The following is a 2,662-nucleotide window of genomic DNA, read 5'->3' on the forward strand; positions in this document are numbered from 1 at the left end:
TGGCGCGGAAGAACATCACCACGGCAAGCGAGGCCACCGCCATCATGACGATGACGCCGAGCGTCGCGACATTGGTCAGCCACGAAAACAGCGCCAGCACCGGATCGAGGCCGAGCACGGCGAACAGGCCGACGACGACCGCAGCGAGCACGCTCTGGATGACGGAAGCGACATGCGGGCTCTGGTGCACCGCATGCGTCACGCCAATCGTCTGCGGCAACAGTTTTTCGCGGCCCGAGACATAGATATAGCGCGCAACCGCATTGTGGAACGCCAGCACGCCGGCAAACAGGCTCGACACGAACAGGATGCTCATCGCCTGCGACAGCATCGTGCCGGCGTAACGATCCGACAGGCCGAACAGGAAGGTCGTCGGATCCTGCAGCCCTTGCAGCGTCGGCAGCAGCTTGTCGACACCGGCGCCGACCGCCATCAGCCATGCCGTGAGCATGTAGAAGACGCCGATCAACACGACCGAAAAATAGGTGGCGCGCGGAATGGTGATCTTTGGATCGCGGGCTTCCTCGGCATAGATCGTCGTCGCCTCGAAACCGATGAAGGCGGCAAAGCAGAACAGAATGGCGATGGCCGGCGAGCCTGATGTGATCTGGCTCCAGCTGAACGGCGCCGCCGACAGGCCGCTATCGCCGCCGGTCTTGAGGATGGCGATGTCGAGGACCAGCACCACAAGATATTCGCACAGCACCAGCACCGTTAGGATCTTGGCGGAGAGGTCGACCTGCCGATAGCCGAGCACGGCGACCAGCGCGATGGCGATGAAACTCCACACCCACCAGGGCAGGTTGATGCCCCAGCCGGCGAACAGGCCTGACGTCGCGGCGCCGAGCAGGCCCATGACCCCGATCTGCATGGCATTGTAGGACAGGATGGCGATCAGCGCCGTGGCGCCGCCGGCCATGCTGCCGAGGCCGCGCGCGGCATAGGCATAGAAGGCGCCGGCATTGCCGACATGGCGTGACATGGCGACATAGCCGACCGCGAACAAAAGCAGCAGCACAGTCACGATCAGATAAGTGCCGGCAAAGCCGGCGCCATTGCCCATCAGCATGCCGAGCGGCGTGCCGCCGGCGACGGCCGTGAGCGGGGCGGCCGCCGAAATCACCATGAAGGTGATGGCGCCGACGCCAAGACTGTTCTTGCGCAGCCTGTTGGCCGGCGCCTGTTCTGCAACTGCTGTCATCGATCCCTCCTGTTTGCAAACCCTCAGGCTCGCCGGCCGAATGGCCTGTCCCATGCACTCTGGCGGTTGGTTCGTTATTTGAACCGTTATTTTGAATATAGACTTGCAAACAATGCCGATGCCTGTCAAGTTAATTCACACGTTAAATGATTGTCCCGAACCGGGAGGCAAATTTGAGTACGGTCGGAAAAGCGATCTCGCTTCTGGAGCTGTTCAGCGTCGACGAGCCCGAGCTCGGCCTGTCCGATCTGGCGCGCCGCTCGGGCTTCGACAAGGCGACGACACGGCGGCTGCTGGTTGCGCTGGCCGGCCATGGTTTTGTCGAGCAGGATATCGGCACGCGGCACTATCGCCTCGGCGCCGGCCTGTCGCGGCTGGCGCGCATCCGCGAAGCGCGCTTTCCTTTCCTGCAGACAGCTGTTCCGCTGGTGCGGGACCTGGCAGCATCGACGGCCGAGACCGTGCATTTGTCGGAATTCGGCGTCGACAGGCTGGTCACCGTCCATGTCGAGCATCCGGCATGGGCGAACCGGGTCAACATCGACATCGGTCAGTTGTTGCCCCTGCATTCGACCGCGTCGGGCATCGCCTATTTGGCCTTCGCCCGCGACGAGACCGTCAAGGCGTGCCTGACGGGTTCCCTCGACGCTTTCACGGCCCATACGCTGATCGAGCCGGCCGCCATCTCAAGATGCATGAGCGAGGCGCGCGAGCGCGGCTATTCGATCTGCGACCAGGGCTATGAGGAAGGTGTGATCAGCGTCGCGGCGGCAATCCGCGGGGCGGATGGCTTTGCGCTCGGCACCATCGCGGTGGCGGCGCCAAAGGCCAGAACGACGGCAGCCGCGATCACGGAGCGGGGACTTGCCGTGAGGGAGGCGGCACGGGAGATTTCCATGCGCCTCAACGGCGAAAACCTGCAAATCTTGAGGAGGCAGGCCTGATGCCCTCGGAGACAGCGCCCCGCATCCTGGTCATCGGCACGGGCGACACAAAGGCCGAAGAGCTGCTGTTCATGAAACAGTGCATCGAGCAGTCAGGCGGCAGCGCCGTGATGATGGATGTCAGCGTGCTGGGCGACCCGCCCTACAGCCCGGACCACGACAAGCATGCCGTGGCCCGGGCCGTGGATGTGACGATCGCCGAGATCGTCTCGAGCGGTGATGAGAACACCGCCATGACGCTGATGGCCGGCGGCGCGGTGCAGCTGGTGCGCAAGCTCCATCAAAACGGCGAGATCGACGCTTTCATCGCCATCGGCGGTTCGATGGGGACAGATCTGGCGCTCGACGTGGCGCTTTGCCTGCCGCTCGGTGTGCCGAAATTCGTCGTCTCGACCATCGCCTATTCGCATCTCATCCCGCCCGAGCGCGTCGCGCCCGACCTGATGATGATCCTCTGGGCCGGCGGGCTGTACGGCCTCAACTCGATCTGCAGGCTGGTCCTGTCACAGGCCTGTGG

At 63.7% G+C, this 2,662-nt stretch carries 3 protein-coding genes; 2 read left to right on the top strand and 1 reads right to left on the bottom strand.

Going from position 1 to position 2,662, the window contains the following annotated elements; all coding sequences use genetic code 11:
* Positions 1-1,201: APC family permease (locus EN906_RS30130; protein WP_164777470.1), on the bottom strand; the 1,201-nt coding region annotated here is incomplete at its 3' end.
* A 173-nt stretch (positions 1,202-1,374) separates the two neighbouring features.
* Here EN906_RS30130 and EN906_RS30135 point away from each other — a divergent pair.
* The gene (locus EN906_RS30135) at positions 1,375-2,145 is read left to right on the top strand and encodes an IclR family transcriptional regulator (protein ID WP_127266749.1); all 771 of its coding nucleotides are present in this window, start codon (positions 1,375-1,377) and stop codon (positions 2,143-2,145) included.
* Positions 2,145-2,662 (top strand): Tm-1-like ATP-binding domain-containing protein (locus EN906_RS30140; RefSeq protein WP_206529207.1); only part of this gene is annotated, 518 nt, incomplete at its 3' end. The genes EN906_RS30135 and EN906_RS30140, both read left to right, overlap by 1 nt.

Origin of the sequence: Mesorhizobium sp. M7A.F.Ca.CA.004.06.1.1 (assembly GCF_003999135.1) — a bacterium.
In the GTDB taxonomy this organism is placed as follows: Bacteria; Pseudomonadota; Alphaproteobacteria; order Rhizobiales; family Rhizobiaceae; genus Mesorhizobium.